Source organism: Belnapia sp., from assembly GCF_059504005.1.
This window is the reverse complement of the sequence record NZ_JCACHU010000146.1, coordinates 1-22,907: the sequence shown is the minus strand read 5'-3', so window position 1 is coordinate 22,907 and position 22,907 is coordinate 1. Positions and strand designations below refer to the sequence as shown.

22 protein-coding genes and 1 pseudogene are annotated in these 22,907 nt (G+C 66.8%); 12 read left to right on the top strand and 11 right to left on the bottom strand.

All coding sequences use genetic code 11. The features are described from left to right. The first annotated feature begins 210 nt into the window (after nt 1-210). Nucleotides 211-675 carry a DUF1003 domain-containing protein gene (locus AC5JJ1_RS20935; RefSeq protein WP_495787048.1) on the top strand — a complete coding sequence of 155 codons (465 nt, stop codon included), beginning with the start codon at nt 211-213 and terminating at the stop codon, nt 673-675. A gap of 904 nt (nt 676-1,579) precedes the next feature. Here the strand turns inward: AC5JJ1_RS20935 and AC5JJ1_RS20930 are convergent. Then, nucleotides 1,580-2,161, bottom strand: a complete 582-nt coding sequence (locus AC5JJ1_RS20930) for an NUDIX domain-containing protein (protein WP_495787047.1) — start codon at nt 2,159-2,161, stop codon at nt 1,580-1,582. 140 nt (nt 2,162-2,301) lie between these two features. Here AC5JJ1_RS20930 and AC5JJ1_RS20925 point away from each other — a divergent pair. Both AC5JJ1_RS20925 and AC5JJ1_RS20920 read left to right on the top strand, forming a co-directional pair. Continuing rightward, a pseudogene (locus AC5JJ1_RS20925) lies at nt 2,302-2,721 on the top strand (transposase); the annotation flags it as partial. Nucleotides 2,722-2,953: 232 nt separating this feature from the next. Next, on the top strand, nt 2,954-3,856 hold the full coding sequence (locus AC5JJ1_RS20920; protein WP_495787046.1) for a glycosyltransferase family protein: 903 nt from the start codon (nt 2,954-2,956) through the stop codon (nt 3,854-3,856). Between the two features lie 125 nt (nt 3,857-3,981). Here AC5JJ1_RS20920 and AC5JJ1_RS20915 read toward each other — a convergent pair whose 3' ends face one another. The 10 genes from AC5JJ1_RS20915 to AC5JJ1_RS20870 all read right to left on the bottom strand — a co-directional run bounded on the left by AC5JJ1_RS20915 (nt 3,982) and on the right by AC5JJ1_RS20870 (nt 12,472). Next, nucleotides 3,982-4,746 carry a class I SAM-dependent methyltransferase gene (locus AC5JJ1_RS20915; protein WP_495787045.1) on the bottom strand — a complete coding sequence of 255 codons (765 nt, stop codon included), beginning with the start codon at nt 4,744-4,746 and terminating at the stop codon, nt 3,982-3,984. After that, nucleotides 4,743-5,867, bottom strand: a complete 1,125-nt coding sequence (locus AC5JJ1_RS20910; RefSeq protein ID WP_495787044.1) for a phosphopentomutase — start codon at nt 5,865-5,867, stop codon at nt 4,743-4,745. The genes AC5JJ1_RS20915 and AC5JJ1_RS20910 overlap by 4 nt, the downstream gene beginning before the upstream one ends. Then, on the bottom strand, nt 5,867-6,127 hold the full coding sequence (locus AC5JJ1_RS20905; protein WP_495787043.1) for a hypothetical protein: 261 nt from the start codon (nt 6,125-6,127) through the stop codon (nt 5,867-5,869). Before AC5JJ1_RS20905 ends, AC5JJ1_RS20910 begins: the two co-directional genes overlap by 1 nt. Before the next feature lie 5 nt (nt 6,128-6,132). Continuing rightward, a complete protein-coding gene (locus AC5JJ1_RS20900; RefSeq protein ID WP_495787042.1) occupies nt 6,133-6,972 on the bottom strand; it encodes a nucleotidyltransferase family protein in 840 nt (279 codons plus the stop codon). Between the two features lie 2 nt (nt 6,973-6,974). Continuing rightward, the gene (locus tag AC5JJ1_RS20895) at nt 6,975-8,060 is read right to left on the bottom strand and encodes a CgeB family protein (RefSeq protein WP_495787041.1); all 1,086 of its coding nucleotides are present in this window, start codon (nt 8,058-8,060) and stop codon (nt 6,975-6,977) included. A 37-nt stretch (nt 8,061-8,097) separates the two neighbouring features. Next, a complete protein-coding gene (locus AC5JJ1_RS20890; RefSeq protein ID WP_495787040.1) occupies nt 8,098-9,189 on the bottom strand; it encodes a DNA topoisomerase IB in 1,092 nt (363 codons plus the stop codon). Nucleotides 9,190-9,259: 70 nt separating this feature from the next. Beyond that, nucleotides 9,260-10,147, bottom strand: coding sequence for a glycoside hydrolase 5 family protein (locus AC5JJ1_RS20885; RefSeq protein ID WP_495787039.1), 888 nt, complete (start codon nt 10,145-10,147; stop codon nt 9,260-9,262). Beyond that, the gene (locus tag AC5JJ1_RS20880; protein WP_495787038.1) at nt 10,144-10,908 is read right to left on the bottom strand and encodes a TIGR04290 family methyltransferase; all 765 of its coding nucleotides are present in this window, start codon (nt 10,906-10,908) and stop codon (nt 10,144-10,146) included. The genes AC5JJ1_RS20885 and AC5JJ1_RS20880 overlap by 4 nt, the downstream gene beginning before the upstream one ends. Next, the gene (locus AC5JJ1_RS20875) at nt 10,905-11,504 is read right to left on the bottom strand and encodes a histidine phosphatase family protein (RefSeq protein WP_495787037.1); all 600 of its coding nucleotides are present in this window, start codon (nt 11,502-11,504) and stop codon (nt 10,905-10,907) included. The genes AC5JJ1_RS20880 and AC5JJ1_RS20875 overlap by 4 nt, the downstream gene beginning before the upstream one ends. Nucleotides 11,505-11,509: 5 nt before the next feature. Further along, nucleotides 11,510-12,472, bottom strand: coding sequence for an inositol-3-phosphate synthase (locus AC5JJ1_RS20870; RefSeq protein WP_495787036.1), 963 nt, complete (start codon nt 12,470-12,472; stop codon nt 11,510-11,512). A 448-nt stretch (nt 12,473-12,920) separates the two neighbouring features. Here AC5JJ1_RS20870 and AC5JJ1_RS20865 point away from each other — a divergent pair, with 448 nt between their 5' ends. The 9 genes from AC5JJ1_RS20865 (at nt 12,921) to AC5JJ1_RS20825 (ending at nt 22,754) form a co-directional block, all read left to right on the top strand. After that, nucleotides 12,921-14,036 (top strand): NAD-dependent epimerase/dehydratase family protein, encoded by a 1,116-nt coding sequence (locus AC5JJ1_RS20865; RefSeq protein ID WP_495787035.1) that lies wholly within the window; start codon nt 12,921-12,923, stop codon nt 14,034-14,036. Beyond that, nucleotides 14,033-15,112, top strand: coding sequence for an NAD-dependent epimerase/dehydratase family protein (locus AC5JJ1_RS20860; protein WP_495787034.1), 1,080 nt, complete (start codon nt 14,033-14,035; stop codon nt 15,110-15,112). The genes AC5JJ1_RS20865 and AC5JJ1_RS20860 overlap by 4 nt, the downstream gene beginning before the upstream one ends. Then, a complete protein-coding gene (locus AC5JJ1_RS20855) occupies nt 15,109-16,398 on the top strand; it encodes a TIGR04295 family B12-binding domain-containing radical SAM protein (RefSeq protein ID WP_495787033.1) in 1,290 nt (429 codons plus the stop codon). The genes AC5JJ1_RS20860 and AC5JJ1_RS20855 overlap by 4 nt, the downstream gene beginning before the upstream one ends. Beyond that, complete coding sequence (locus AC5JJ1_RS20850) at nt 16,395-17,525, top strand: glycosyltransferase family 4 protein (protein ID WP_495787032.1); 1,131 nt, start codon at nt 16,395-16,397, stop codon at nt 17,523-17,525. Before AC5JJ1_RS20855 ends, AC5JJ1_RS20850 begins: the two co-directional genes overlap by 4 nt. Next, nucleotides 17,522-18,637, top strand: coding sequence for a CgeB family protein (locus AC5JJ1_RS20845; protein WP_495787031.1), 1,116 nt, complete (start codon nt 17,522-17,524; stop codon nt 18,635-18,637). Before AC5JJ1_RS20850 ends, AC5JJ1_RS20845 begins: the two co-directional genes overlap by 4 nt. After that, the gene (locus AC5JJ1_RS20840) at nt 18,634-19,728 is read left to right on the top strand and encodes a CgeB family protein (protein WP_495787030.1); all 1,095 of its coding nucleotides are present in this window, start codon (nt 18,634-18,636) and stop codon (nt 19,726-19,728) included. The genes AC5JJ1_RS20845 and AC5JJ1_RS20840 overlap by 4 nt, the downstream gene beginning before the upstream one ends. A gap of 20 nt (nt 19,729-19,748) precedes the next feature. Further along, nucleotides 19,749-20,852, top strand: coding sequence for a CgeB family protein (locus tag AC5JJ1_RS20835; protein ID WP_495787029.1), 1,104 nt, complete (start codon nt 19,749-19,751; stop codon nt 20,850-20,852). A 5-nt stretch (nt 20,853-20,857) separates the two neighbouring features. Further along, on the top strand, nt 20,858-21,886 hold the full coding sequence (locus AC5JJ1_RS20830; protein WP_495787028.1) for a UDP-glucuronic acid decarboxylase family protein: 1,029 nt from the start codon (nt 20,858-20,860) through the stop codon (nt 21,884-21,886). A 157-nt stretch (nt 21,887-22,043) separates the two neighbouring features. Continuing rightward, complete coding sequence (locus AC5JJ1_RS20825) at nt 22,044-22,754, top strand: IS6 family transposase (RefSeq protein ID WP_495787049.1); 711 nt, start codon at nt 22,044-22,046, stop codon at nt 22,752-22,754. The last annotated feature ends 153 nt before the right edge of the window (nt 22,755-22,907 follow it).

The following is a 22,907-nucleotide window of genomic DNA, read 5'->3' as shown; positions in this document are numbered from 1 at the left end:
CCCCGGCCTTATCCTACCCGAAGCGGCCCAAGCCGCCGACCGCTGCAACAAAGCGGCTTACCAATCCAAAACTGTCTTTCGCGCGTTTTGCCTGACGCTCACGCGTCTTCGGAGCCAAGGATCATCACCGATATGCCAAGGCCGACACCGACCGTGCTGTCACCCGAACCGGACAGCCTCAGCAGTTCCCTCAGACGTAACATCGAGGCCTTGGAGGACCGGCGCCGCAAGGAAACTGCGGTCGCGACCCGCGAAGAGCGGATCGCCGAGGCCATCACCCGCTTCACCGGCAGCATGATCTTCGTCTACATTCATCTCGTCCTCTACGGCTCATGGATCCTAGTGAATCTCGGGTTTATCCCTGGTGTGCCCAAGTTCGACCCGTCCTTCGTGGTGCTCGCGATGGAGGCCTCGGTAGAAGCCATTTTTCTCTCTACCTTCGTGCTCATCAGCCAGAACCGCATGGCCGCCGCGGCTGACAAGCGCGCCGATCTAGATCTTCAGATCAGCCTATTGACGGAGCATGAGGTAACCAAGTTGTCTGAACTCGTCGTCGCCATTGCCGAACGTTTGGATATCCGGACTGATGGCGACCCTCAGTTGCAGGAGGTGCAGCAGGACGTCGCCCCAGAAGCCGTCCTGGATGAGATCGAAGCGCGCCAGCAGAGAGACTGAGTGTCATTGATGGGAGATGATCGCATTGGCTGGTCCCTTCCGTTTGGTCTCAAGCGAGATCACGGTATCATCAGTGCGTTACGCCGGCGCCACTCGCCGCTTGAGTCGCACTCTTCCTGCAGGTGCACACCTTGTGCCGGTGTGCCGGCCTGGTCGGGCTCGACCCTGTCGCGGTGGACAGCATCAAGCTGCGGTCCAGTACCTTCAAGCATAAGGCGACGATCTGCGGCCGGATGGCCGATCGAGGCCGAATTGGACGTCGAGGGCTGGCTGGGGCAGGGCGAGGGAATGCACCCTTACTGATTCCGAAAGCCGGATCATGAAAGACCGCAACAGCTTTGTGCAGACCTACAACGTCCAGGTCGCGGTGAATGCCAAGGCCCAGGTCATCGTGACGTAGTACCGGATCAACAACGCCGCCGGTCATGACGCGTTGGCACCGTTGATCGACGCAGTCACTGCCAACACCGGTGCTACGCCCGCCGAGTTTTCCGCCGACAGCGGCTACTGCTCCGGGGCCGACCTCGCAGGGCGCGGGATCCGCGACTACGTAGCCACTGCAGGTGCCAAGCACTCCGACGGTGATGAGAACCGACAACGTGGATCGCTCGTCTCAGCCATGCGCAGGCGGCTCCGACACGCCGGCCAGCGCAGCCGATGTCGATTGCGCAAGCAGGTTGTCGAACCCGTCTTTGTGCAGATCATGGGAGCACGAGGGTTCCAATAGTTTCTCCTTCGCTGCATCCGAAAGGTGAAACGCGAATGGGGCTTGTTTGCACCGATGATGACCTCACCAAACTTGCCACGATAACGGCAGGCTGATGCACGGAAGGGGCATGCAGGCGATGATTGCCGCTCTAGTTTCACTGCCGTTGGCCAAAATGCGGTTAACGGAACAGAATTTTTAGCAAGCGTTGAATAGCTCCGGCCGACGAAGCCGAAGGGTCTGTACCAAGGTGAATAGCTTCAGCTCGGTCAGCGCGCCGCGGTCAGCCATCTCCGCCAACTCGCCCAATGGTAGTTCCGCCGTCGTGATGTCCTCATGTTCGTCGGCCAAGCCACCGCCTTTAGCGACGCGGTCGGCAACATCGTAAGGAGCCAGGAACAAGTGCACTCGTTCTGTGGACAATGCTGGCATGGTCCATGCCACCATCACTGGCTCCAATTCCCCCAAACGCAGGCCAATCTCTTCAAGCGTTTCGCGCCGAGCACCGGCGGAGGGATCATCTTCGTCGAGGCGGCCAGCCGGCAACTCCAACATTTCGGGCTCGCCGGCAGCGTAGAAGGGCGGAGCTCGAAACTGTCGAACCAGCAGCGCGGTGCGACGTCGAGGGTCAAACGGCAGCACCGCCACCGCTTGACCGTGATCCTCCACATCGCGCTGAACAGTTTGGCCATCCGGCAGGCGTATCGTGGCTATAAACAGACGCGACCAACGCTGATGCTTCAGCGCCATCTGCTCGATCACCGGCTTCATCTCGGTCATGCGGACCTGCACCCTTTCCTGGTAGTGGCCGTGGAGGTGGAAATTCCGGCTTCGGCCGGGGTGTAAGGCTGGGGTAGCCACCGGACTTGACGGCGAGGGCGGAGCTTTGAAGCACTTACCCGTGACCGCTCGAGGACCCAATGCCCGAGGACAGACTGCCACTGGCAGACCTGCTGGCGAAAGCCGGCGATGGTGCCTTTCTGCGTAGCGTCGCGCAGGCGGTGCTGCATATGCTAATGGAGGCCGACGTGGAAGACCTGATCGGCGCCGGGCGGCACGAGCGCTCCGGCGAGCGGCTGAACTACCAGAATGGCTTCCACGACCTTACGCTGGACACCCGGCTGAGCTTGCTGCAGCTGGTTGGACGCAGTGTGTCTGACCCCGAAGCTGCGGCAGGGCAGCTACTACCCGCCCTATCTCGAGCCCCGGAGGACCTCCTAGAAGCTTCTGATGGCGGTAATCCAGAAGGCATGGATCGGCGGCGTCCCGGGCCGGCGAGTGGACGGGCTGGTGCAGGCGATGGGTCTGTCCGGCATCCGAAGTCCACCGTCTCGAAGCTATAGGAACCATCGACTTCGCTCTCGCTGAACTAAGAATTCGGGAGGATTTCTGATCCTGTCACAGAGGGCGTCAGCACAGCTTGCGCAACGCCATGCCGCACCAGGTTGCGCGGAACCGACTAGCCCGAGGATGCGTTGCGCCGCCAGTTCGGTGCGGACTGCTCGCAGCGGCATGGCGGGAGCAACAGGGTGGATCGTGTCAGCGGTAAGCAGTGATCCGGGAGGCCTGTGGATGCGCCACATGCGCCGCGGCTACTGGACGAAGGCTTGGGGCATCAGCGACGAGGTGCTCCGCGCCCGCGGCGGGGTGCGGGACTGGAGCCGCCCACGCCACCTGCAGGCCGTTTGGGACGGCACGCCGCTGGACGGGCGGCGGGTCCTCCTCCGCTGCTATCACGGCCTCGGCGACACTATTCAGTTCGTCCGCTTCGCGCCCCTCGTCCACGCCCGAGCATCCGAGCTGACGGCCTGGGCGCAGCCAGCGCTCATCCCGCTGCTGCAGACGATGGCGGGGGTCGGACGCCTTCTCCCGCTGCATGACGGCACTCCCGAGGTCGCCTACGACGTCGATGTGGAGTTGATGGAACTGCCTCATGTCCTCCGCACCACGATCGACACGCTCCCCGCCGAAGTCCCCTATCTGCACCCGCCCCGCCGGGACATGCGGGCAGGCACCGGCTCGGTACGCCCCGGCCTCGCGGTGGGGCTGGTCTGGCGGTCCGGCGACTGGGATTACGAGCGCCGCTCCGTGCCTTTCGGCCTTCTCGAGCCGCTCCGGACCGTCCCTGGCGTCGCGCTGCACATCCTCCAACGCGGCCCTGCGCTGGAGGAACGGCCGGCCGGCTTCGGTGTCCTCTCCGGATCCGATGACATACTCGAAGCGGCGTCGGTGATGCGTGGCCTCGATCTGGTCATCAGCATCGACTCCATGCCGGCCCACCTGGCCGGCGCGCTCGGCCTCCCCATCTGGACGCTGCTCGCCAGCGACGCCGACTGGCGCTGGATGGAAGGGCGCGAGGACAGCCCGTGGTACCCGAGCATGCGGCTCTTCCGGCAGAGGCGTCCCGGCGCTTGGGGTGAAGTGATCGCCCGCGTGGCGGCCGAACTCCGCACCCTTGCAGCGGCGCGCCGGTGATCCGGTGCGGCTTGAAGCCAGGCGCAGCCAGTAGGCGTCGCCGTCCCACGGCGCCAGCTCACGGGTCCCGTTCCGCAGCATGGCGAAGCCGGCCTGCACCGCCAGCACCGCGACATCCCGCCGGTCTACCGCATCCCCGCGGTAGCGGAAGTGAGGATCACCAGGTTGCCGCCGCTGCGCAGTACCCGCCCCGCTTCCGCGACATGCCCGGCGGCCAGTGCCATGCCACCGGCCACCGGATACGGGAACACGTCCACCGCCAGCACGAGGTCGCAGGAGGCATCGGCGACCCCAGCCATGTCATGGCCGGAGCTGACCGCGAAGCGCAGGTTGCCGTAGCCCTCGCAACGCTGCCGCGCCGCCGCGATCATCCCGGGTGAGACAGCCAGCCCCATAACCTCGGCAGCATGCGGTGCCAGCGCCGCGGCAAGCCGGCCGATGCCGCCGCCGAGGTCGAGCACCACCGCCCGTCCCGAGAGCAGGCCCTGGCGCTCCAGCCAGCCCACCAGCTCGTCGGTCGCCGCCCGCAGCAGCCCGGCATCGCCGAGGGTATAGGCGGCGACGCTCGCCTCCGGGCTGATGGCGACGAGGCGGTCGAACATCGCCCGGTTGGCGGCGATGGCCATGGCCGGATTCGCCTCGCAGCCATGCGCCGCGCCGGCTTGCACCATGCGCTCGAGCAACCCGAGCCCGTCCCGGTGCTGCTGCGCCAGATCCAGGAGCCGCCGCAGCCACTCGTCCGCCGCGGCATCCGGAGCCGCGGCCGCCCGCCGCTCCAGCGCCGCCGTCACCGCCGCCGAGGTCCCGGGGAGCAGCAGGCGCAGCAGCGCGACCGGCGCCGAGATCGCGCCGGACAGATAGGTCTCCAGCGCCGGGCCATCCGCCGTCATGGCAGAAGCGAACGCCCGATCGGCCAGGGGCCGATGCCGAAATACGCCGCGAGCGTCGCGGCCACATCGGCGAAGCCGTCGCGTGTGCCGAGCGGCGACAGGCGCCCGGCATGGCGGAGGATCAGCGGCACCTTCTCCCGCGTGTGGTCGGTGCCGCGGAAGGTCGGGTCGTTGCCATGGTCGGCGGTGATGATGAGCAGGTCCTGCCCGGCGCAGGCCGGGAGGAAGCCCGCCAGCCAGCGGTCGAACTCCTCCAGCGCCCGCGCATAGCCCGGCGCGTCGCGCCGATGGCCATATTCCGTGTCGAAATCCACCAGGTTGGCGAAGACCAGTCCCTCCCGCGTTGCCTCCCACACGGCCTCGATCCGCCGCATGCCATCGGCATTGGAGGCGGTCGGCCAGGATTCGGTGATCCCCTGGCCGGCGAAGAGATCGGCGGTTTTGCCGACCGCCCTCACCGGCAGGCCGGCTCCGGCTAGGGCGTCGAGGATCGTCGGCGGCGGCTGCATGGCGAAGTCGTGCCGCCGCGGGGTGCGGTGGAAGTCGCCCTCCTGTCCGATGAAGGGCCGTGCGATCACCCGGCCGATGCGCCAGCGGTCCGCGTGGCGGCGGGAAATGGTGCAGATCTCCATCAGCCGCTCCAACGGCACCACCGCTTCATGCGCCGCGATCTGCAGCACCGAATCGGCGGAGGTGTAAAGGATGGGCCGCCCCGTGCGGCAATGCTCCCCGCCCAGCTCCGCGATGATCTCCGTCCCGCTCGCCGGCAGGTTGCCGAGGAAGCGGATCCGAGCCTCGGCCTCGATCGGCTGCACCAGCTCGGGCGGGAAATGCTCGAACACCGCGAAGGGCTGCGCCAGCTCCACTCCGGCGATCTCCCAATGCCCGGTGGTGCTGTCCTTCCCGGCGGAGCGTGGCCGCATCCGGCCCCAGCTGGCCGCGGCCGGCGCGTCATCGGCGCCCATGATACGCCCGAGGCCGAGCGACCAGAGCGTCGGTAGCCGTAGCCCGGTGGCGGCGATGACATGGCCGAGCGTGTCGGCGCCGGCGTCGCCGTAATCCGCGGCATCGGGCGCATGGCCCACGCCGACGCTGTCGAGCACGATCAGCAGGCACCGCATCAATCGCTGCCCCGTATGGCGAGGCGCCAGCGGAAGGTCGGACAGTCCTCGGGGCCCCAGAAATACTTGTAGGTTTCCCGGCCCCGCAGGAAGTCGGCATGGGCCATGCCCTCGGTGACCTGCAGGACCTGGGCGAGCGGCAGCCGGCGCAGCTGGATGCCGAGGTCGATGGTCTCGTCATCCGGATGCGCCGCGACGACCAGCAGGCGGCAATCGGTGGTGTTGCTGCCGGAGGCCAGCGAGGCCAGGAAGTCCGGCACCGCGGCTACTCCCCCGCCAGCGCCCCGGTCCTCATCGACTGGTCCGGCCGCTTCGCTGCCGCATTGAGCACGCCGCGCTGCTGCAGCACCCGGAAGGGCACCACCGCCGAGTCCACCTGCGCGGGCCGCCCGGCCAGCAGCGAGACCGCCTCGCGGTAGCCGTTCAGCGTGCCGACATCCACATAGACCTCGCCTGTGCGGACGCCATGCGCGGTGCCACCAGCCGCCAGCCAGGCATTGACCAGCGTGCCGATGTACTCGTCTTCCCGCCCGGGCCGACGCCACAGCGCGTGCAACTCGTGCAGCACGCGGCCTGGCATCTTGAAGGCGCCCCAAACCCAGCGGCTCCGCGCGCCGGCGCGCTTCACCTGGACCTCCAGCACGCGGCCCGCCTCGTCCGTCACCACGGCATCGAACAGCTCCGGCCGCTCGACCGGGAAGAGCAGGAAGGAGAAGCGGTCGTCCGCCAGGGGGGCCAGCGCCGCTTCCGGGAACCAGATTGTGTCGGGCAGCCCGATCACCACGGGCTCCTCCGGCCCGATCAGCGGCAGGGCGCAGAAGATGGCGTCGCAGAGCCCGCTCGGCTCCTGCTGGACCACATAGGCGATGCTGGCGTTGCCGATGCGAGCCCCGTAGTAGTTGATGATGTCACTCTTGCCCGGGGCGATGACGAAGCAGATCTTGTCGACGCCGGCGGCGATCATGCGCTCGATCAGATGCTCGCTGACGGCCCGCGGCCGTTCGATCTCGGCCTCGAGCCGGCTGCCGATGGGCAGCAGCTCCTTCGAGAAGGCCAGCGGCTGGATGCGGCTGCCGATGCCTGCGGCCGGGATGATGCCCCACATGCTCAGCCTCCTGTCGCCACCGGCGAGTTGATGCTCTCCAGCGCGGCCTCGAAATCGAGGGACCGCCGGTCGGCGGTGTGTTCCTCGAGGGTGCGCTCCCGCGCCCGACCAGCAGCGCGGCGAAGTTCCGCGTCGCTCAGGCCGAGCGTCGCCAGGCTGTCCTCGGTTGACCCGGCGACGAACACCTCAGCGCCCGGCGCATAGAAGGCTTCGAGACCCTCCCACCAATCCGTCAGGATCGGCGCCCCGCAGGCCGCGGCCTCGAACAGCCGGCCGGACGGGCACCAGCCCATCGCCGCCATCGCCCGTCGGGTGATGTTCAGCGTCAGGCGTGCGGAGGAGAAGAAAGCCGGATGCTCCGGCGGCGGCATGTGGCGGACGAAGAAGATGTTCCGCGCCCAGGGGAAATCCGGCGGATAGAGCGCGCCGCCGATGACGAAGCGACGGTCGGGCAGCCGCCGCGCCGGCTCCACGAAAAGGCGTTCCAGCGCCTGCTGTCGGTCCGCCGCATAGGTGCCGAGATAGGAGAGATCGGCCCGGTAAGCCTCCACCGCCGCAACCGGCCGATGGGCGTCCGGATTCACGCTGCCATAGAGCGGGGCAACCCGGCGCGCATTGAGCAGCGTCTGCAGCCGCACCAGCGCCTCGCCACCGGTATAGCTCAGCACTAGGTCGAAACCATCGAGCCCCTGCCGCGGCAGGTAGTCCGGCCAGTCGCCAGCCGCCATCCGGTCAAGCGTCACCGGCGTATCGAGGTCGTAGAACACCCTCGCCGGCACGGCGGAGCCGAGGACGAGGTCGCATGCCGCGACCCCGTCGGGGCAGAAGGAGGTGACGATGGCGACATCGGCCGCCGCCACCGCCTGCGTCGCCCGCTGCCGGACATCGCGCCAATCGGCGTAGAGCACCGGCTCGACGCCCGGCATGCCGTGCAGGTCGCGGTTCTCGGCGTAGTAGGGCACGTCGCGCTCGAAGAAGACGACGCTGTGGCCGCGCCGGGCCAGGGCGCAGCACAGGGCCCGCCACAGGGTCGCATGGCCATTGCCCCAGGAGGATGTGATGGTTAGCCCGAAGACGACGAACCGCATCAGGCCGGCACCCGACCGTGATGGCTGCCGCCGTACCTCATGCCGCGCGTCGCTCCTCGTGCTCCAGACGGCCGATCAGCAGGCCGAGCACCGCCGTCTCCTCGGGCTTGAGGCCGGCCAACTCGTCGCGCAGCTCCGCCTGCGCCTCGGCCTTGACCTGCAGCGCGAGGCTGCCGCCGAGATAGTGGTCGAGCACGCCGGGATGCACGTAGCATTTGCGACAGATGGTCGGCGTGTTGCCGAGCCGGCTCGCCACATGCTCGATGGCGCGCTTCACGTTGCGCTTCGCCGCGGCATGGGTGTCGAACTTCTCGAATTCCTGGAGCGCGAGGGTGGCGAGGACGGTGCCCGCCCAGGTGCGGAAATCCTTCGCGGTCACCTCGCGTCCGGAAGCCTCCCGCAGGTAGTCGTTGACGTCGCCGGAATCGATGCTGCGGACGGAGCCGTCGGCATCGACATAGCGGAACAGCTCCTGCCCCGGCAGGTCCTGGCATTCGCGGACGATGCGGGCGATGCGCCGGTCGGAGACCTGCAGGTTCCAGGTCTTGCCGCTCTTGCCCTTGAAGGAGAAGCGGAGCCGACCCCGCTCGACCTCGACATGGTCCTCATGAAGGGTGGTCAGACCATAGCTCTGGTTTTGCTTCGCGTAGTCGTCGTTGCCGACACGGATCAGGGTTGTCTCCAGCAACCGGACCACGGTCGCCAGCACCTTCTCGCGCGGCAGTCCGGTGAGGCGCAGGTCAGCCTCGACCCGGGCACGGATGCGCGGCAGGGCTTGGGCGAACTCCACCATATGGGTGAATTTTGCGGCGTCCCGCGCCTCGCGCCAGCGCGGATGGTAGCGGTACTGCTTCCGTCCCTTCTCGTCGCGTCCGGTCGCCTGGATGTGGCCGTCAGCATGCGGGCATATCCAGACCTGGGTCCAGGCCGGCGGGATGGCCAGCGACCGGATGCGCTGGAGCGTCTTGGAGTCGCGCACCGAGCCGCCCTTCGGGTCGCGGTAGCTGAAGCCCTTGCCGATGCGCCGCCGGCCGATGCCGGGCGCCTCGTCCGAGACATAGCGCAGCGCCGCCTCCCGCGCCGCGATGCGGTTCTCCTCCTCCGCTGCGGAAGCAGTATCGATGGCCATGATGGACGCCTCGTGCCGGACGGCCGGCACGATAAGAACCTTTGCCGCGCCGCACGGTTCCGCGGTCGCCCTAGCGTGCATAGCGCTGGATCATGTTGGCACAGAATTCGGCGAATTCCGCCTCGACCAACGGTGGGCTGGTATGGTGCGGCGCGATCCCGCGATGCTCCGGCGTGAAGCAGAAGGTGACCGTCACGTCGAACTCCGCAAGCGCCTCCATCTGCCGGTCGAACCAGGCCAGCGCGTTCGGCCGGAAGCTATCGGCCCAGGACAGGCCGGTCCGTAGGTACTTCACGCCCAGCCGCCGCATCCAGGCCACCGCGTCGTCCAGCCGAGGATCCTCGAAATGGAACCACTGGCAGAGGCCGACGGCTGGCGTGTGATGGCCGAACTCCTCGAGCGCGGGCTTTGGCGTGCCATCCTCCCGCAGCAGCCCCATGTAGAAATGCCGGTAGTAGGATGACCCCTCCGCCTCGCGGTGCCGGGTTGTGGCGCCCCAGGCCCGCGGCAGGTCATACAAGCTGTACCACTGGATGCGCGGGGTTTGGCCGACCAGCAGCTCGGCCGTGCGCTTCAGCCCCCAGGCCTGGACCTCCTCCGCCCCGAAGGAGGACACGCCGACCTCGGACACCCAGATCGGCAGGCTGGTGACGGCCCGGATCTCCTCGATCTTCGCCGGCCATTCCCCGATCTGCCAGAGGTTCCAGTCCAGCGGGAAGCCATGCACCGCAACCACATCGAGATGCTCGAGCACGCCCTTGCCGCTCAGATTCGCGATGAAGCTCGGGTCGATGGGCGAGATGCCGCCGAGCACGCGCGGCAAGGTCGGATGCACCGATCGGATCGCCCGGCAGGCGGATTTCGTCATCCCGGCGAAGAGACTCCAGTCAGGATCGATTTCCGGATCCCAATGGGACTTGTTGTTGGGCTCGTTCCAGATCATCGCCGCTTCAATCATGTCCGATGCTCCCTGGCAGGGTAGGCAGCTTCGGCACCGGTTGGCGCAGCGACACGCCGGCAGATATAGACCTCCGGCTCCGGATGGGCGGTGACGGCGAAGCCGGCGCTGCGCAACATGGCCTCGACGCAGGCACGGTTAGGCACCCACCAGTTAGTCTCGTCATGCGCGTAGCGATGCTCGATGAAGTGGAGCTTGGGCCAGTCAGTCCGGTCGAACTCCGCCGTGTCCCAAAAGTCGTAGTCCTCCTCCACCGGCGCGGCCGTGTCGGCCCCACGCTGCATCGACTGAAACACCAGGCAGTCGCGGGCGACATGCTCGTGGATCAGGTCGAGCGCCAGCAGCGGATGCCGCAGGTGGTAGAGCACACCCATGAAAAGCACCACGTCGAATTTCTCGCCGAGCGCCCCGACATCATAGACCGACAGCTTGCGGAACTCGATGTCGAGCCCGGACACCTCCGCAGCGAAGCGTGCCTGGGCAAGGTAGCCCTCATCGGAATCGACACCGAGCACCCGCGCCGCGCCGCGCCGCTTCATCTCGAGCGAGTAAAAGCCGCCATTGCAGCCGATATCGAGCACGCTTCGACCGGTGAGGTCCCGCGGGACGGCCTCGGCGAAGCGGCGCCATTTCACCGCGGGGTAGTCGCCCAGGAAATGATTTGGCGCCGTCGGCACGCCACGAAGATCGATGTTGTGGAACCATTCGCCGAGCGCTGTCGCCCGGCGTCGGATCTCGTCGGCATCGAGAATGGCAGTCATGATGTCACGGCCTCATTCATCCAAAGCACCTTCGCCCCCGTGCCCCACATCGCCACGGCGCTGATAGAGGCGGGGCCAATTTCGAATCGCGCGTGGAGGTCCATGGACAGACCGAGACACCAGGCCAGGACGGACTTGATGACATCGGCATGGCTGACAACTGCAACGGACACCTCGGGATGCTGGGCTTCGACTCGCCGCATGCCCGCCACGGCCCGGGCCTGGACCTCGCTCATCGATTCGCCGCCGGGCGGCCGTCCGCTGCTGCGCTCGGCATTCCACCTCTGCCAGGCCGGATCCGGGTCGAGCCGGTCGAAAGATGCGCCGGTCCAGCGCCCGAAATCGATTTCGTCAAACTCCGTGGAAATGTGCGCCGCGAGCCCACATTGCTGGCCAGCCACCGCCGCCGTTTCCTGCGCCCGGGCGAGCGGACTTGTGTAAAGCGTCGCCAGACCCTCACGCTGCAGCCGGCAGCCGAGTCGCAATGCCTGCTGCCGGCCGGCATCGCCGAGCGAGACGCCCGGCATCCTGCCGCACAGCACGCGGCCGAGCAGCTCGTGTTCGGCGTGGCGGACCAGGAAGATGGTGGTCGCCACCCGGCTCAGCCCTCGCCGGCGATGAAGCGGAGCGTCCTTTCCCGGGCTTCGCCATCGGTGAACTGCTGCGGCGGCGACTTCATGAAGTAGCTCGCAGGGCCGACCAGCGCGCCGCCGACGCCGCGATCGAGGGCAAGCTTGGCGCAGCGGACCGCGTCGATGACGATGCCCGCCGAGTTGGGCGAGTCCCAGACCTCCAGCTTGAGCTCCAGATTCAGCGGCACGCCGCCGAAGCCGGTGCCCTCCATGCGAATATGGGCGAATTTGCGGTCGCCCAACCAAGACACGAAATCGCTCGGGCCGACATGCACGTCACCCTCAGGCAGCACCGCATCCATTTGGCTGGTAACTGCTTGCGTTTTTGATATTTTTTTGGAAACGAGGCGCTCCCGCTCCAGCATGTTCAGGAAGTCCGAGTTGCCGCCGAAATTCAATTGATAGGTGCGGTCGAGCTGGATGCCGCGCTCACGAAACAGGTTGGTCAGCACCCGGTGCACGATCGTGGCGCCGACCTGACTCTTGATGTCGTCGCCGATCAGCGGCAGCCGGCGCGCCTCGAATCGCTCGCGCCAGTCGCGGTTGGACGCGATGAAGACCGGGATGCAGTTCACGAAGGCACAGCCAGCCTTGAGGGCCTGCTCGGCATACCACTCGGTCGCTTGCTGCGATCCCACCGGCAAGTATGACACCAGCACCTCAGTCCCCGTGCGGCGCAGCGTCTCCGCCACATCCGCCACCGGCCCATCGGATTCCTGCAGTTCCTCGCGCAGATACCGCCCGAGACCATCAGCGGTCCAACCGCGCTCGACAACTACGCTCGTGGCTGGAGGCGCCGCGAATCGGGCCGTGTTGTTGGGCGAGGCGAAAATGGCCTCCGCCACATCGCGCCCGACCTTGCCAGCGGCGATGTCAAAGGCGGAGGCAATGACGATGTCCGCGACACTGTAACCCCCGATCTCCTGCGTCATCAGCCCGGGGACCGCACCATCCATTGCGACGTCGCGATAATAAGCCAGTCCTTGAACGAAGGATGACGCACAATTGCCGACACCGACCAAGCCAACCCGCACTGATCTGGAGCCCAAGGTCGATCTCCTCATGACACGTCGCTGCTCATGCCCAGGCGTAAAGCTGCAGTCGGGTGGCATGCAACCATATAGCCGTGGCAATGATCACGGGCCGAACGCGCGACGGCGCGATTGGCGCCACCGTTATAAACTTGTCTGATAACAAATCCGGGTGAACACCGGTTCCGTGGTGGATACGGATCGACTCAGGATGCGTTCGTCTCCGCGTTGGATGTTGGCAATCACCGGAGCGGGTGGCAATACCGGGTTGCATCCGGCAAGCCATACCAGCCAAGCTATCGCGGTATTGCCGCCTTAGCCGGCAATACGATCGTGCGGAGGCGCCCAATTGTCGGAACGTGTTCTCATTACCGGCGGCGCCGGCTTCATCGGCAGACATCTCACCCTGGCGCTTCTCGCGCGTGGGCACCATGTTCGAATTCTGGACAGCCTCATCGAGCAGGTTCATGGGCAGCAGCCTGATCCAGAACTTCTTGGCCACGATGCCGAGTTGCAGATCGGCGATGTGCGCGACGCTGCGGCGGTTACCCGTGCGCTGCAGGGGGTGGACAGCGTGGTCCACCTGGCCGCCGAGGTTGGCGTCGGTCAGAGCATGTACGCTATCGATCGCTACGTCTCGGTGAACGACTACGGCACCGCCGTCCTCTTCCAGGCCTTGGCCGAGAAGCCGGTGCGCCGGGTCGTCGTCGCTTCGTCCATGAGCATTTATGGCGAGGGACTCTACCGGAATGCGGAAGGGCGGCGCTACGAGGATGTCGTGCGGATTCCGCGCACGGGTTCCACCGCATCCTGGGACCCGCTCGATCCAGCCGGGCGACCGCTCACCCCGATCCCGACGCCGGAGACCAAGCGGCCAGCGCTGGCCTCGGTGTATGCGATCACCAAATACATGCAGGAACGCATGACGCTCACCCTTGCCCCTGCCTATGGCATGGAAGGCGTTGCGCTCAGGCTTTGGAACGCCTATGGCCCTGGGCAGGCACTGTCGAACCCTTATACTGGCGTACTGGCGATTTTCGCTTCCCGCCTGCACAACGGCCAGCCGCCGGTGATATTCGAGGATGGCGCGCAACGGCGCGACTTCGTGCATGTCGAAGACGTGGCTCGGGCCTTCGTCCTGGCGCTGGAGCATCCCGCCGCCGCGGGCGGCGTGTTCAACATCGCCAGCGGCGTCGACCGCACAGTCGCGGAGGTCGCGCAGCTTCTTGCCGGGGCGATGGGAAAGCACGGCATGGCGCCCGAGATCACCGGCAAGGCACGCGCCGGCGACATCCGCCACTGCATCCCGGATCTCGGCCTGGCACGCACCGTGCTCGGCTTCGAGCCCCGCTGCGACTTCGTCGATGGGCTCAGCGAGTTGGCGGAATGGGTTGCCTTGCAGCAGGCGGAAGATCGCGTCAGCCAAGCGAGGAATGAGCTCGCCGCGCGGGGGCTGGTGGCGTGACGGCGGAAGGTCGGCCGGTCCTGATCACCGGCGGCGCAGGGTTCATCGGCGCCAACCTGGCTGACCGCTTGGCAAGGGAAGGCCACAGCGTCCTGGTTTATGACGCGTTGCGGCGCCCTGGCGTCCAGGCGAATCTCGAATGGCTTCAGGACCGGCACGCCGGCCGCATCATTCCGGTCATTGCCGATATCTGCGAGGCCGGCGAGCTCAGCCGCGCGGTCGGAGAGGCCGGTGCGGTGTTCCATCTTGCGGCGCAGGTCGCGGTTACGACCAGCCTAGAGGATCCCGCGGAGGACTTCCGCACGAACCTGCAGGGGACCGCCCTGCTGCTCGAAGCCGTGCGGCGCACCCGGAAGGATCTGCCGCTTGTCTTCGCCAGCACCAACAAGGTGTACGGGAGCCTGGCTGATCTCGCCTTGTGCCTTGAGGACGACGCCTATCGGCCGGAAGCACAGGAGATCCGGCTGAACGGCATCGGCGAGGACCTGCCGCTCGAATTCCATACCCCCTATGGCTGCTCCAAGGGTGCGGCGGACCAATATGTGCTGGACTATGCGCGGAGCTTCGGCATCCCGACCGCCGTCCTCCGCATGAGCTGCATCTACGGCCCCCGGCAGATGGGCACCGAGGACCAGGGCTGGGTCGCGCATTTCCTAATTCGTGCCCTGCAAGGCAAGCCGGTCAGCGTCTTCGGCGATGGCTGCCAGGTGCGTGACATCCTGTTCGTCGACGATGCCGTCGACGCCTATGTCGCAGCGTGGCGGAATATCGGCCGGGTGCGCGGCAGCGCCTTCAACCTGGGCGGCGGCCCGGGCAATGCGGTCAGCCTGCGGCAAGTGCTGCGGCACATCGGCACGCTGCTCGGTTCGCCGGTCCAGGTGCAGCACGGCGACTGGCGTGCGGGCGACCAGCGCTACTATGTCTCGGACACGCGCCTGGTGACCCAGGCGCTCGGCCTGCGGCCACCGACCCCCTGGCAGGACGGCCTCGCCGCCCTGGCGGATTGGCTTCGCGGACAGAATTACGACCTTGCCGCCCCGGCCATGCCGCTGCATTCCGCAGAGGCCCTGCCATGAGGGTTGCGCTGGTCAATCCGCCCTGGCGCTTTGATGGCAGCATCTATTTCGGCTGCCGCGAGCCGCATCTGCCGCTCGAGCTCGGCTACAGCAAGGCGTTGCTGGAGGCCGCCGGCCACGCCGTCGTGATGGTGGACGCGCATCTCTTCGCCCTGCCCCTGGCGGAGGCGGTGGCCGAGGTTGTCGCCTTCCAGCCCGACATGACCGTCGTGACGACGGCGCCCAGCTACCTGTTCTGGCGGTGCGCACCGCCGGAGCTCCGCGTCCCGCGGGAGTTCCTCCTGGCCCTCGACGGCCGGGGCGGTCGCACGGTCGCGGTCGGTCCCCACGGCTCGGCAACACCGGCGGCCGCCCTGCGCAAGCTCGGAGCCGACGTGGTGATCCGCGGCGAGTGCGAAGAAATTGTCGTCCAGCTTGCCGGCGAACGCGACCTCGCACGCGTACCGGCCATCGCCTTCCGGGATGGCGACGAGATCCGGGTCACCGGTGCGCCGCATGCCGGTGCCTTCGCAACGCTGCCCGCGCTGCGCTGGCCAGAGTCCTGGATCGCAAGGCATCGTCACCATCACCACCGCTTCGACGCTCAGCCGGTGGTGCCTGGCGCCGAGGTCGAGGCGTCCCGCGGATGCCCCTATTCCTGCTCCTTCTGTGCCAAGATCGACTTCCGCGACGCCTACCGGCGGCGCCCCCTGGCGCCACTGCTCGACGAGCTGGATGGGCTGATCGCCCAGGGCGTCGGCTATGTCTACTTCATTGACGAGATTTTCCTGCCGCAGCGCGCTCTGCTGGAAGCCCTGGTCGGCCGCAACCTGCAATTCGGCATCCAGACCCGCCTCGACCTCTGGAAGCCGGAGATGCTCGACCTCCTCGGCGCCGCGGGCTGTGTCTCGATCGAGGCCGGGGTGGAAAGCCTGACGCCGGAGGGCCGGGCGGCGCTCGATAAGAACTGCCGAATGTCGACGGAGGAGCTCACCGAGCGGCTGTTGCATGCGAAGCGCCGGGTGCCCTTCGTGCAGGCGAACCTGATCAAGACGCCGGGCGACGATCCCGCCATGATCGCAGCCTGGCGTGAGACGCTGCGGCGCGGCGGCGTCTGGGCCAACGACCCCGTGCCGCTCTACCCCTATCCGAGCTCGCCGGACTACCGGCGTCTCTGGGGCGCCCCGGACGATGAGGCATGGGAGCGGGCGCATACCCACTACCTCGCCCAGTTCTCCACCTTGAGCGATATCCAGGACGACCGGGTGGTCCCGCTGCCCGAACTCGAAGCTGCATGTTGCCGATGAGTCCCTCGCCGCGCATCCGGCTGCTAATGACGGCGGATGCGGTGGGTGGCGTATGGTCCTATGCGATCGATCTGCTGCGCGGCCTCGCACCGCATGGCGTGGAGACCACGCTCGCGGTGCTTGGTCCCGCACCGGCGGCGGACCAGCGTGCGGCCGCAGCTGCGGTGCCAGGACTGCGGCTGATGGAGACGGCCCTGCCGCTCGAATGGCTTGCCGACTCGAAGGCAGAGATCGCGGCCTCGGGCCAAGCTCTGGCAGAATTGGCGAGGGAGGTTGGTGCGGATCTGGTGCATCTCAACACGCCGGCGCCCGCTGCCTGCGCCGCCTTTCCGACACCGCTCGTCATTGCCTGCCATTCCTGTGTCGCGACCTGGTGGGATGCGGTCCGGGACGGGCCATTGCCGGACGATTTCCGCTGGCGCGCCGAGCTGACGGGGCAGGCCTATGCGGCAGCCAGGCTTCTGATCGCGCCGACAGCCGCCTTCGCTGCTGCGACAGCACGGACCTACGGGCTGCGGCAACCGCCGCTGGTGATTCACAATGGACGCCGGTCAATCGCCCGCCCTGCCGCTGCGCAACCCGTACCGGCGGCTGTCGCCTTCACGGCTGGCCGGCTCTGGGACGAGGGCAAGGACCTGGCGACGCTCGACCGGGCGGCAGCCAGGCTGCCGCTTCCGGTTCTTGCCGCCGGTGACACCCGCGGCCCGAATGGCGCCCAGGTCGAGCTGAAACATCTCCGGCTGCTCGGACGGCTTTCGGACACCGCGCTCGCTGGCGTCCTGAACACACGCCCGATCTTCGTCTCACCAGCCCGATACGAGCCCTTCGGCCTGGCGGTGCTGGAGGCGGCGCAGGCCGGGTGCGCGCTGATCCTGTCGGATATCCCTGGCTTCCGCGAGCTTTGGGGCGGGGTTGCGGAGTTCGTGCGGCCCTGCGACGACGCCGCACTCGCCGCCACGGTGCAGCATATCGCGGCGGACCGGGAACGCAGGGCCGCACTGGGCGTTGCGGCAAGGGAACGGGCAGAACGATTCACAGTCGAGACTCAGACTGCCACCATGCTGGACGCTTACCGCCGGCTTCTCGCTGGCCAATGCGGCTTGATGCAAAAGGAGGTCGCGGCGTGAAGCTGGTCTACTTCACCCATTCCCTGGATTCCTGCTGGAACCACGGCAACGCGCATTTCCTCCGCGGCGTGCTGCGGGAGTTCCTGCTGCGCGGCCATGAAGTGGCGACCTGGCAGCCGGCCCAGGCCTGGAGCCTGGAAAATCTGCTGCGCGACCATGGTCCGGCGGGCCTCGATGCCTTCCGCACGGCCTATCCCGAATCGCAGGCCCATACTTACGATAGCAAGGTCGATCTGGCCGCCGCGGCCGATGGCGCCGACCTCGTCGTCGTGCATGAATGGAACGAGCCCTGGCTGGTCGCGGCGCTCGGTCGGATGCGGCGCAATGGCGGCCGCTTCGTCCTGCTGTTCCACGACACCCATCATCGGGCAGTCAGCGATCCCGACGCGATCCGGCATTTCGACCTCGACGGCTATGATGGCGTGCTTGCCTTCGGCGGGACGCTGGCCGCGGTCTATCGGCAATGGGGTTGGGGCGATCGGGTCCATGTCTGGCATGAGGCCGCCGATACCCGGCTGTTCCACCCGCCTGCCGAGGAAGGCAGGCGGGAGGACCTGGTCTGGATCGGCAACTGGGGCGACGACGAGCGCAGTGAGGAGCTCGAGCATTTCCTGCTGGCCCCTGCGCAGGCCGCCTCCCTGGCGCTCGACATTCATGGCGTGCGCTATCCGGACAACGCGCTAAGGACGCTTGCCGCCTATGGCGCGCGGTATCGAGGCTGGCTGCCCAATGCGCGCGCGCCGGATGTGTTCGCACACCATCTCGCCACGGTGCATGTTCCGCGGCGCTTCTATGTCGACCGGCTCCCCGGCATCCCGACCATCCGGGTCTTCGAGGCGCTGGCCTGCGGGATCCCGCTGATCTGCTCGCCGTGGCAGGATACGGAAGGGCTTTTCCACCCAGGCGAGGACTACCTCGTGGCGCAGGACGGCGCGGCGATGACGCGCCATCTGATCGCCATCCGCCATGATGCCGACCTACGCGCCAGCCTGGTCGCGAGCGGGCTCAGCACCATCCGCGCGCGCCACACTTGCGCCCATCGCGCAGCGGAGTTGTTGTCGATCTATGACGGGCTGCAGGACGTCCCCATGGCAATGGAGGCCAGTTCTTGAAAATTGCGTTCTACGGCTCGAGCCTGCTGTCCTCCTACTGGAATGGTGCTGCGACCTATTATCGTGGCCTGATCAGCGACCTGCACCGGCGTGGCCACCAGATTACCTTCTACGAGCCCGACGCCTTCGACCGGCAACAGCACCGTGACATCGACCCGCCCGATTGGGCGGTGGTGCGCGTCTACCCCGCAACCGAGGCGGCGCTGCGTGAGGTGATCGGCGAGGCGCACCAAGCTGATGTGGTGGTGAAGGCCAGCGGCGTTGGGGTATTCGATGATGCGCTGCTTGAGGGCGTGATGGCAGCCGCAGCGCCGCATGCCATCTGCATCTTCTGGGATGTCGATGCACCGGCGACCCTGGCCGAGCTGCGCGGCAACCCGGACCATTGCCTCCGCCGTACCCTGCCTGCGCTCGACCTGGTGCTGACCTATGGCGGCGGGCCGCCTGTGGTCGAGGCCTATGAGGGTTTCGGCGCGCGCCGCTGCGTGCCGGTCTACAATGCCCTCGACCCGGAGACCCACCACCCCGTGCCGGCCGAGCCGCGCTTCGCCGCCGACCTGTCCTTCCTCGGCAACCGCCTGCCGGACCGCGAGGCGCGGGTCGAGGAGTTCTTCCTGCGCCCCGCCGCGATGCTGCCGGAGCGGCGCTTCCTGATCGGCGGCAATGGTTGGGAGACCAAGGACATGCCGCCGCAGATCCGGCATATCGGGCATGTCTACACGCGCGAGCACAACGCCTTCAACACCTCCGGCCTTGCGGTGCTGAACATCGCCCGCGACAGCATGGCAGCGGTCGGTTACTCCCCGGCAACCCGCGTCTTCGAGGCGGCGGGCGCCGGCGCCTGTCTGATTACTGATGCCTGGGTGGGCCTCGAGCTCTTCCTCCGGGAGGGCGAGGAGGTGCTGGTCGCCCGCGACGGCGCCGAGGTCGCCGAACATGTCCGGCAACTGACACCTGCACGGGCCCGCGCCATCGGAGAGGCGGCACGCGCGCGCATCCTGTCCGAGCACACCTATGCCCGACGCGGCGCGCAGGTGGATGCCCTGCTGCGCGAGGAAGCCCTCCACGGGCGTGCTCGGGTGGTCGCATGATGCCTGTGGCTCCTGCGCCCTTGCGGGTCGTAGTGCTCGGCCTCAGCCTCTCCTCCTCCTGGGGCAACGGCCATGCGACCACCTACCGCGCCCTGTTGAGCGCATTAGCCGCGCGCGGCCATGACGTGCTGTTTCTGGAACGCGAGGTGCCGTGGTACGCTGCGCATCGCGACCTTGGCGACCCTAGTTTCTGCCGCCTGGAATTCTACCGCGACCTTGCCGAGCTGGGCCGCTGGCGCGAGGTCATCGCTGAGGCCGATGCGGTCATCGTCGGCTCCTACGTACCAGAGGGCGTCGCGGTCGGCGCGCTGGTGCAGCGTACCGCCCGGGGCATCACCGCCTTCTACGACATCGACACGCCGCTGACGCTGGCGAAGCTGGAGCGGGGCGACGAGGAATACCTGGCTGCCCGGCAGATCCCCGGCTACGACCTGTACCTCTCCTTCACCGGCGGACCGACGCTGGATCGCTTGATGGACCAGTACGGCTCGCCGGCTGCGCGGGTGCTGTACTGTTCTGTGGATGCGGAAGCCTACCGTCCGCTCGGGCTGCCGCATCGCTGGGATCTCAGCTATCTCGGCACCTACAGTGCCGACCGTCAACCGAAGCTAGAGCGTTTGCTGCTCGAGGCGGCGCGACGGGCGCCGCAGCTGCGGTTCGCCGTCGCCGGTCCGCAATACCCGGGGGACATCTGCTGGCCCGACAATGTGGAACGGCTCGAGCATGTGCCTCCCGGCGCGCATTCCGAATTCTACGCCATGAGCCGCTTCACGCTGAACGTGACCCGCGATGACATGGTGAGGGCGGGCTACAGTCCGAGTGTCCGGCTGTTCGAAGCCGGCGCCTGCGGAACTCCCATACTCTCCGACATATGGGCCGGCATCGATGAGATCTTCATCCCCGGCAAGGACATCATCCTCGTGAGGGAACCCGAGGACGTGCTGCAGATACTTCTGGAAATGCCGGAGTCCCGCCGGTTGGCCCTGGCCGCCGCCGTACAGGAACGCGTGTGCTCCCATCACACTGCCGCACACCGCGCTGCGGAACTGGAAGCCTACCTGCGCCGGTACTCGTCCAATCCGGAGCAGGCCGACAGCAGCCCAGGTGAGAGGGCGACATCATGAGCAAGATGCAACGCAAGGTCGCCGTTGTCGCCGGCGGCGCAGGATTCCTCGGGTCGCACCTCTGCGACCTCCTGCTGGCTGAGAATGTCGATGTCATATGCATCGACAACTTCCGCACCGGACGGGCGCGCAACCTAGCGCATCTTCAGCGCGAGCCACGGTTTGAGCTGATTGAGGCGGATGTCATCAATGCGCTGCCCGCGCGCCTCAGTCGGCTCAACATCAATTCAGTGTTCAATCTCGCATGCGCCGCCTCACCGCCGCACTACCAGGCGGATCCGGAGCACACTCTGCTGACTTGCGTGCTCGGCACGCGGAACCTGCTCCGCCTTGCCGAGGCGTCGGGGGCGCGCTTCGTCCTGGCGTCGACGAGCGAAATCTACGGTGATCCCGAAATCCATCCACAGGTTGAGACCTACTGGGGCAATGTCAATCCGATCGGGCCACGGGCCTGCTACGACGAGGGCAAGCGCGCCGCCGAGACATTGACTTTCGACTACGCCAGGATGGGTCGCGTCGATGTCCGCGTTGCCCGGATCTTCAACACCTATGGCCCGCGGATGCGAGCCGATGATGGCCGCATCGTCTCCAATGCCATCACCCAGGCGCTGGCCGACAGTCCGATCACCATCTATGGTGACGGCACGCAAACCCGGTCCTTTTGCTATGCCGAGGATTTGGTGGATGGGTTGTTGCGGCTTGGCGCGTGTGAGATGCCCCTGGGCGGCCCGGTCAACCTTGGCAACCCTGCAGAGCTGACGATTGCAAAATTGGTGGGACAGGTTATCGCCCTGACAGGTTCGCGTTCGTCGACGGTGTATCGCCCCTTGCCGGTGGATGATCCGCGCCGGCGCCGACCCAGTATTGCCCGCGCCAACAAGCTTCTGGGCTGGTCGCCACGCATTCCACTCAGCACCGGGTTGAAATCTACCATCGCGTGGTTCGCGTCGGAACAGCAGCACACTCCCGTGGTCAACGCACACGCCGGCAAAATTCCCGCGAGTCTTCATGCGTCTAGCGGTGGCTTGGGGTAAGCGGGGCAAATTCCCGGGCACGCAGGTGCAGCATCGCCGGACGAGATGACTGAAAGCGTCAGCTAACGGGGACTTTCTCGGGTTTTGTTGCGTGCTTGCGGCGCCGCCCCGGGCAGGTACAAACCACGGCATGGCGAGACAGCGGCGAGTGGCCTCGGTGAGGCCGGATCAGTCTTTCAAGGGGCGGCAGTTCACCGCCGAGGTGATCCTCTGGGCGGTCCGCTGGTACCTGATGTTCCCGATCAGCTACCGCGATCTCGAGCTGATGCTGGCCGATCGCGGCGTAGAGGTCGCCCACACCACCCTCTTCCGCTGGATCCAGGCCTATGCGCCGGAGATTGAGAAGCGGATCCGGCCACACTTGCGGCCGAGCAATGGCTCGTGGAGGGTCGACGAAACCTACATTCGGGTGAAGGGCCGCTGGATGTACCTGTATCGCGCGGTGGACAGCCGTGGGCAGACCATCGACTTCCTGCTCTCGGCCAAGCGTGACGCGGAGGCCGCAAAGCGGTTCCTCCGCAAGGCTCTCGGGCAGTGGCATACGGTGAACCCGCGCACGATCACGGTGGATAAGAACCCGGCCTACCCGTGTGCAGTCGAGCAGATGAAAGAGGATGGCGAGCTGTGGCGACGCTTGCGGCTGCGGCAATGCAAGTATCTCAATAACATACTGGAACAAGACCATCGGCGCGTAAAACGCCTGGTCAGACCAGGGCTGGGCTTCGGCGGTTTCCATACTGCACGATGTACATTGGCAGGCTACGAGGTGATGGCGATGATTAGGAAGGGGCAGGTTCGGAAAGTTGGTGGACGAGACATGCGGGCTCAGGCCAACTTCGTCGCCGAGCTGTTCCAGGTCGCTGCCTGATCTGGAGCCTGTCGCGGCCATTCGCACCTGCCGCAAACTTCGCAACACAACCCGCCCGACCAGCAGCTCTCCCTGACCGATCCGGACGCCCGCTCGATGGCGACCAGCGGCCGAGGCACCGGTATGGTCGGCTACAACGTACAGGCCGCCGTC

Bases quoted from the DNA above. Each gene is read 5' to 3' on its own strand.
- AC5JJ1_RS20910 (WP_495787044.1), bottom strand. From the start codon at position 5,867: ATGCGGTGCCTGCTGATCGTGCTCGACAGCGTCGGCGTGGGCCATGCG.
- AC5JJ1_RS20885 (WP_495787039.1), bottom strand. From the start codon at position 10,147: ATGATTGAAGCGGCGATGATCTGGAACGAGCCCAACAACAAGTCCCAT.
- AC5JJ1_RS20830 (WP_495787028.1), top strand. From the start codon at position 20,858: ATGCAACGCAAGGTCGCCGTTGTCGCCGGCGGCGCAGGATTCCTCGGG.
- AC5JJ1_RS20915 (WP_495787045.1), bottom strand. From the start codon at position 4,746: ATGACGGCGGATGGCCCGGCGCTGGAGACCTATCTGTCCGGCGCGATC.
- AC5JJ1_RS20900 (WP_495787042.1), bottom strand. From the start codon at position 6,972: ATGTGGGGCATCATCCCGGCCGCAGGCATCGGCAGCCGCATCCAGCCG.
- AC5JJ1_RS20890 (WP_495787040.1), bottom strand. From the start codon at position 9,189: ATGGCCATCGATACTGCTTCCGCAGCGGAGGAGGAGAACCGCATCGCG.
- AC5JJ1_RS20895 (WP_495787041.1), bottom strand. From the start codon at position 8,060: ATGCGGTTCGTCGTCTTCGGGCTAACCATCACATCCTCCTGGGGCAAT.
- AC5JJ1_RS20850 (WP_495787032.1), top strand. From the start codon at position 16,395: ATGAGTCCCTCGCCGCGCATCCGGCTGCTAATGACGGCGGATGCGGTG.
- AC5JJ1_RS20870 (WP_495787036.1), bottom strand. From the start codon at position 12,472: ATGACGCAGGAGATCGGGGGTTACAGTGTCGCGGACATCGTCATTGCC.
- AC5JJ1_RS20930 (WP_495787047.1), bottom strand. From the start codon at position 2,161: ATGACCGAGATGAAGCCGGTGATCGAGCAGATGGCGCTGAAGCATCAG.
- AC5JJ1_RS20855 (WP_495787033.1), top strand. From the start codon at position 15,109: ATGAGGGTTGCGCTGGTCAATCCGCCCTGGCGCTTTGATGGCAGCATC.
- AC5JJ1_RS20920 (WP_495787046.1), top strand. From the start codon at position 2,954: ATGCGCCACATGCGCCGCGGCTACTGGACGAAGGCTTGGGGCATCAGC.
- AC5JJ1_RS20880 (WP_495787038.1), bottom strand. From the start codon at position 10,908: ATGACTGCCATTCTCGATGCCGACGAGATCCGACGCCGGGCGACAGCG.